Source organism: Streptomyces sp. SID3343 (assembly GCF_009865215.1).
GTDB lineage: Bacteria > Actinomycetota > Actinomycetes > Streptomycetales > Streptomycetaceae > Embleya.
Window position 1 is genome coordinate 1 of the sequence record NZ_WWJX01001129.1, and the last position, 6,427, is coordinate 6,427.

At 72.4% G+C, this 6,427-nt stretch carries 5 protein-coding genes and 1 pseudogene; 2 read left to right on the forward strand and 4 right to left on the reverse strand.

What is annotated here, in order from left to right:
- Together GT354_RS35670 and GT354_RS35675 are read left to right on the forward strand one after the other, a co-directional pair.
- Positions 1-483: pseudogene (locus tag GT354_RS35670) on the forward strand (hypothetical protein); the annotation flags it as partial.
- A gap of 270 nt (positions 484-753) precedes the next feature.
- The gene (locus tag GT354_RS35675) at positions 754-1,371 is read left to right on the forward strand and encodes a hypothetical protein (RefSeq protein WP_161360534.1); all 618 of its coding nucleotides are present in this window, start codon (positions 754-756) and stop codon (positions 1,369-1,371) included.
- A 261-nt stretch (positions 1,372-1,632) separates the two neighbouring features.
- Here GT354_RS35675 and GT354_RS35680 read toward each other — a convergent pair whose 3' ends face one another.
- The 4 genes from GT354_RS35680 to GT354_RS35695 form a co-directional block, all read right to left on the reverse strand.
- The gene (locus tag GT354_RS35680; protein WP_161360535.1) at positions 1,633-2,871 is read right to left on the reverse strand and encodes a hypothetical protein; all 1,239 of its coding nucleotides are present in this window, start codon (positions 2,869-2,871) and stop codon (positions 1,633-1,635) included.
- A 44-nt stretch (positions 2,872-2,915) separates the two neighbouring features.
- A complete protein-coding gene (locus GT354_RS35685; protein WP_161360536.1) occupies positions 2,916-3,986 on the reverse strand; it encodes a DUF916 domain-containing protein in 1,071 nt (356 codons plus the stop codon).
- Between the two features lie 231 nt (positions 3,987-4,217).
- Complete coding sequence (locus tag GT354_RS35690; protein ID WP_161360537.1) at positions 4,218-5,630, reverse strand: Htaa domain-containing protein; 1,413 nt, start codon at positions 5,628-5,630, stop codon at positions 4,218-4,220.
- Between the two features lie 179 nt (positions 5,631-5,809).
- A partial coding sequence (locus GT354_RS35695; protein WP_237535795.1) for a hypothetical protein occupies positions 5,810-6,427 on the reverse strand: 618 nt, incomplete at its 5' end.

A 6,427-nucleotide genomic window follows, 5' to 3' on the forward strand; every position in this document is an offset into this window, starting at 1 on the left:
CACACGGTCGCGGCGCGGGCCACGCTGCGGATGGCCGCCGAACGGGCCGACGCGATCGCCGCCGCAGCCGGTACGTCCCGCGAGCAGGCCGAGCGCGGCGGCGCACCGATCCACTTCGACGGTGCCGACAACGCTCCGGCGGAGCGCATCCGGCCCGCCACGCCGCCGTGCGCGTACCGCCTCGCCCCGGACACCTACGAGGTCGTACAGCCGGCCCTGACCGCGCACGGCATCCGCGTCGAGCCGGACCTGCGGGTGGAAACCGCCCAATCGGCCGGTGCCCTGATCCCGTTGCTCCTCGACCCGAGGGCCCGCTTCGGCCTCGTCGCGGCCGACTCCACGACGTGCGGTTCGGACCCGTCGGACTCGTTGGATGCGTCGGCTGCGTCGGCTGCGTCGTCGGACCCGTCGGACCCGTCGGACCCGTCGGACTCGTCGGACTCGTCGGATGCGTGGGGTACTTCGGACGACTCGTACACGTGACTCCCGGAGGCTTCGAGGAGGCCGCTCCCAGCCGGAGCAGGATCTTCGCCCCGAGCCGGCCGATCGTCCCGACGAGCCCGTCCTCCGCAGTCGTCAGGCGGTGGTTCGTCGGGTGGACGGCGGCTCGGGCTCGGTCACAGCCGGTCCGGCCGACGTCCCGCTCGCCCGCGCTCCCCGTGCGGTCCAGCGCGCCCGTCTTCCCTGCGCCGCCACGCGAGTTGAGGGAACCCGTCCTTTTCCGCCGGTCGGTCGGCCGCTAGCGTCGGCGCCATGGTGGACATCGCGAGCATCCTCATACCGGTCACGACCAAGCAGTCCCGGCCTGCTCGCTCGTCCATGCGGCGCGCTCGCGTCGTCGAGTTGTCGGCCGTCGTGGCCGCAGCAGCGCTCGCCTTTGCCATGGCTCTCGGCCGGGACTCGTCGGCTGCGGAGGGTTGGCTACCGCTTGTCTGCATCGCCATCGGAATGGGTCTGCACATCTTCCTGCGCGGCGCGAACGTCGCTCGGAAGCCGTTCCGCCTGCATGGGCCGAACAACCGCTATCTGACCGCGCGCACCTGGACGGGGGTCAGGACGGTCGACCTCGCGGAGCTTCGCCGGGTCGGTAGCGGCCGCCCGTATCCCGACCCGTTGTGCCCGACGATCGACCTCGTACTGCGGGACGCCGCCGGTACCAGGGTGGCCCTGAGGGACGAATCAGACCTGGGCTTTCTCAGGGGCCGCATTGTCACGAGCACCGGTGGCTCGCGAATCCGGGTGACCCGCTTGGCCCGTGCGGACCTCGGTATCGCTCCCGCCCGTTGGTGGCGGACCGGGGCCTACACGACGTACAGCATCTTCGAGATGTGCTTTGCGGCGGGTCTGCCTTTGTGCGCCCTGTCGCTGTAGAGCACCGACCGGCAGTGGACGCCGACGATCGACCGACGACGTGGGCGGCCCGGGTCGGTAGGGGAAGGGCCTCGGGCGCCACCGTCCACTCCGTGTGTTGCGCCGCTCCACCGGGCTGCGCGGCGGGGGTTTGGCACGGTCCTGGAACCTGCCCCGCGCTCACCTGCATCCCGAGCGGGCCCGTCCGTCGGGGGTGCGCTCGCCGGACGACCGCACCCCCGCCTCCCGCACCTCCGACACCGGTCGGAGGCCCCGCAGGGGTCAGGCCGTCGTCGGCGGCGTGCTCGCGCGGCGGCGGCGGGTCGTGACGACCGCGAAGGTGCCGGCGGCGATCAGGCCGGCGCCGACCACACCCGCCGTGGCGAGGCCGACCGGGCCGGTCAGGGGCAGGCTGCCGCCGCCTCCGCCGGACTTGGCGGCGGCGTTGCCTGCGGTGGTGGCGCCGGTGGTGGTCGTGCCGGTGGCGCCGCCCGTGGTGGTGGCACCGGTGGTCGCGCCTCCTGTGGTAGCCCCTGTCGTGGCTCCCGACGTGGCTCCCGACGTGGTCGCGCCGTCCTTGAAGGTCACCTTCGTGAACGCGTCCTGGCTGCGGTCCGGCGAGCCGTGCGCGGCCATGGTCAGGATGTAGCAGTCGGTCTTGCGGCAGTCGACGTCCTTGCCGGCGCCGTCCTTGTACACGGCCTTGACGTCGGGCAGCTTCACCGAGAACGTGCCGTCGGCGTTGATCGAGTCGCTGCCCGGGGCGGGGACCGCCTTGAGCCACTTGGACGCGCCGTAGTTGCCCGCGTTGGTGGTCCAGTCCGCCGCCTTCGGGCCGAACACCACGTAGATCCCGGTGCCGCTGCCGGCCGCGTAGCCGCTGCCGGTGACCGTGATGGTCGCCCCGGCCGGGTCGATGTCGCTGCTCGGGGTCACGGTGATCTTCACCCCGCCGGCCGCCTGCGGGGCTTGCGGGGCCTTCGGGGCTTGCGGGGCCTGGAGCGCTTGAGGTGCCTGCGCCGCCGCCGGCGCGTTCGGCGCCTGGGCGGTGAGCTGCGCGGAGCGGGCCGTGCGTACGTCGCCCGCCTTGGGCGCGGCGGCGGCGAACGTCACCGCGACCTTCGCGGCCGGCCCACCGGCGGCGCTCGTCCGAATCTCGAAGGCTGGCGCGTCGGGCGCGAACGCGGTACCGACCACGAGCGGCGTCGCGATGAACCCGCCGGCGTCGGCGGTGAGCGTACGGGTGGCCGCCGAATCGGCGACGTCGCCGGCGTACAGCGCGACGGTGACCTTGGCGCCGGGCGCGAACCCGCGTGCGGTGACGGTGACTTCGTCACCTGCGGCGGCGAGTTGGGTGGTTCGCGACGCGGTTGCGGTGGGGGTCGCCTGGGACTGGGTACGGGTGTCGCTCGGGGCGGCTCCCGCGCTCCCTGCGGCTCCTGCGGTCAGTACGCCGGCGGCGGTGAGGCCGAGGGCGGCGGCGGTGGTGACGGTACGGCGGACGCGGTGCGAGGTGTGCATGAGGACTCCGGGAGGGATCGGGGTGGCGACGCGACGGCGAGTGGTCAGCCGGTCGGGTCGGCGGTGGCTTCGGGGCGGCCGGGATCGGCCTCGGCCTCGGCCTCGGCGGATGCTGCCGTGGTGGCCGTGGTGGCGGCACCGGTTGTGGCTGCGGTTTTGGTGGCGGCTGCTGCTGCTGCTGTCTGTTTGCGGCGGCGACGGACGCGCGCGACGACGTACGCCCCGAGCGCGCCGATCAGCAGGGCGACGACGACCACGAGCAGCCAGGGAATCGCCCACGTGGTGGCGGAGGTTCGGGCCGTGACGGGCGGGTTGCCGGTCACCTTGACGTCGGCGGTGAGCCGACCCGCCGGGAAGACCCCGTCGAAGCGTTGGACCACGTCGTGGCTCGCCCCCGGCAGCAACTCGGGAATCGCGGTGGTCTTCGGGCCGCCGAGCTGCCATCCCCCGAGTCCGGACACCGTGGTGACGGCCCGCGCCGACGTACGCACGTTGCCGGTGTTGTGGATGCGGTAGCGCACCACCGTCTCGCCGCCGCCGAACACGCCGATCGGGTTGTCGTAGGCGATCCCGAAGTTCTCCACGGCCAGCGCCGGCAGTGCCGGGCCGTCCACGCGCAGGTACACGCGGGCGCCGACCCGGCGGTCCACGTCCAGCCGTTGGGCGCCGGGACCGGTGGCCTCGGCGCGCAGCGACGCGACCACGCCGCCGGTGTGGTCGCCGGGCGTCGCGTTGGCCGGCACGGTGATCCGGAACGGGATGTCCGCGCGCTTGCCCGGCTCGATCGTGTAGGTCTCGGCGTCGAAGCCGATCCACGAACCGACGTCCTTGGGCCGCTGTTCGGCGGTCAGCAGGGTGAAGCCGCCGTCCTGGGCCAGGAAGGCGTCCGTCGCGTAGACGCGCAGCGTCAGTGGTTTGTCGCCGAAGTTGGACACGCCGACGAAGTCGGTGAGCGTTTGGCCCGGCGCGGCGGTCAGTACGAAGTGGTCGCGGCCGCCCGCCGGTTGGACGGCCCAGGTGAACTCGTCGGCGGCCTGAGCCGGGCCCGCGAGGCCCACGAGGGGCAGCGCGACGGCGAACAGGACACACAGCAATCGGGCGACGGCGGAACGCATTTCGAGTACTCCGAGACGGGAGCGGACACGACGGGACGAGGCGGAACAGGACGGGGGCGGACGAGTCGTTGCCGACTCGCCCGCCCCCGCGGTGGTGCTGCGAACTGCGCTGCGCGGCAGGCGTGATGCGACCGGGGGCCCGAACCAAGCCGGGTGAACCGCGAGTTGCGTTGCCCACTGCCTACTGCTCACGGCTCACGGCTCACGGCGTGAGACGTGCTATGCGCCGCGTCAGATGAGCGTCAGCGTCAGCGTTCCGGTGTAGGTGCCGGGAACGGTCACGCCGGGGACGCCGAGCTTGAGCTCGCCGCCGCACTCGAACGCACCCGCGCTGGCGCCGGCGGCCGACGAGCACAGCGTGCGGGCCTGGCCCAGACCCGAACCGGGCTCGGCCTTCGCGCCCGCGGCGACCTGCGGCGCGGCGCCACCGGTCGGGAGTGAGCCGGTCACGGACTTGGCGACGGGTGTCCAACCGAGGTTGTCGCCGACGATCCGGCCGCCTGCGGCGGTCAGGTCACTGGCCTGGCCGGTGAGGTTCCAACCGGCGTTGGTGCCACGCGCGTCGGCCACGGTCAGCGGGTTGAGTGCGCCGCTCGTGAAGGCGTCCTTGCCGGTGAGCGTGACGCCCGGCAGCGTGACGTTGTTGCCACCGACACCCAGGGTCAGCGGGCCGCCCTGTACGTCGGTGGTGATGACCTGATAGCCGGTGCCCGGGCCCGGCGGGTTCGGCGTGGTCGCGAACGCGACCGGTACGAAGGTGTCCTGGTTGCGCTCGGGCGAACCGTGCGCGGCGAAGGTCACCACGTAGCAACCGACGGTGGCGCAGTTGATCTCGACGCCGTCCGCGTTCTTGTACTTGGCCTTGATCGCGTCGAACGTCACCGAGAAGCTGCCGTCGGCGTTCAGCTTGGCCTGGCTCGGCGAGGGAGCCGGGTTGGTGCGGACCCACTTGGTCGCCTGGTAGGGCGCGGGGTTGGTGTTCCAGTCGGCATTCTTGGGGCCGAACGCGACGTAGATGCCGTTGCCGCCGTCGCGGACCGGGTCGAAGCCGGTGCCGGTGACGGTGAACGTCTGGCCGTCGGGCTTGGCGCCGGTGGCCGGGGTCACCGCGAGCTTGGGCGTGACCGGAGCCGTGGTGCCCTTGAAGCCGACCGGGGTGCGGGTGTCCTGGGTGCGGTTCGGCGAGCCGTGCGCGGCCATCGTGATGACCTGGCACTGCGTCACGAGACAGTCGACGGCCTTGCCGTTGCCGTCGGTGTACGCGGCCTTGATGTCGAGCGTGGTCGTGAAGCTGCCGTCGGCGTTCATGTTGTCGCCGGACGGGCTCGGGGTGCCGCCCGGGCGGACCCACTTCTGCGCGCCGAACGCGGCGGCGTCGGTGACCGCGGCGTCGGCCGGGCCGAAGACGACGTACACGCCGAACTTGTTGTTGATGTTCGGGTCGAAGCCGGTGCCCTTGACGGTGACGGTTCCCCCGGCGGGGTCGACGTCGACGTTCGGGGTCACGGTCACGGCCGGGGTTCCGGCGGCCTGGGCAGTCGGTACGGCAAGGCCGACACCGGCCAACGCGATTGCCGCGACAGCGGCTGTGGCGCCCCAGCGGATCGGGCGGTTCGCGGGCAGGGGCCGCGTTCCGTTCGCCATCTGTGCTCCTCCATCTGGCAGTGTGCATAGGGCGACGCCCGGACCTATTAGCGGTAGGTCCGGGCGCCGTCCAGTGCAGAGGAGGTTAGGCTAACCTAATTAATGAGATCGTAAAATAGTGGGGTAGCCCGGACGTCGAGGGGTGTAGGTCACATCCCGGGACGGTCCGACTCCCCGATTCACGCGGTGATCTGACGCCGGTTCAGTCGCCAGAGCAGGTACAGCGACGCGGCGATCGCGGCGACCCGGACCATCGCGGGCAGCAGTTCGCCGAGTCGGTCCCACGCCTGATCGCTGGTCAGATCGGTGCCCATGTGGCCGTGGGCGCGCATCCACATCGCGATCCCGAACCCGAGCGCGGTCGCGCCGGGGAGATAGAACGCGGCGACGCGCCGCTCCTTGAGCGACCACGCGGCGGCGGTGAACACCACGAAGTAGCCGAGTACGACGACCACGGTCGACGCGACGATCGCCCCGATCGCCATCATCGCGATCGCGAACACCTCGCGCAGTTGGGTCCGGAGCGTGCCCGGGCCGCCGAACATGCCGATGGCGGGCGTGGGTTCGGTCAGCGACGCCTCGTCGTCCTCCCACGTGGCCGACGTGTCGGAGAGCACGCCGATCGGGTAGGCGGGGGCGTGCAACGACCCGTCGCCGTAGATCCCCGGGCCGGGACGCTCGATGGGCAGATCGCCCTCGGGTGGGGTGCGCCACCACAGCGGCTCCGCGTCCGGGTCGGCGAGCGGTACGGGTTTGGTCGCGGCGGCCGAGGGCGCCACGCCGGCCGCGGTCTCGGC

What these genes read in the sequence shown, in the direction of transcription:
- GT354_RS35675 (WP_161360534.1), top strand. Translation starts at nt 754, where the DNA reads ATGGTGGACATCGCGAGCATCCTCATACCGGTCACGACCAAGCAGTCC.
- GT354_RS35680 (WP_161360535.1), bottom strand. Translation starts at nt 2,871, where the DNA reads ATGCACACCTCGCACCGCGTCCGCCGTACCGTCACCACCGCCGCCGCC.
- GT354_RS35685 (WP_161360536.1), bottom strand. Translation starts at nt 3,986, where the DNA reads ATGCGTTCCGCCGTCGCCCGATTGCTGTGTGTCCTGTTCGCCGTCGCG.
- GT354_RS35690 (WP_161360537.1), bottom strand. Translation starts at nt 5,630, where the DNA reads ATGGCGAACGGAACGCGGCCCCTGCCCGCGAACCGCCCGATCCGCTGG.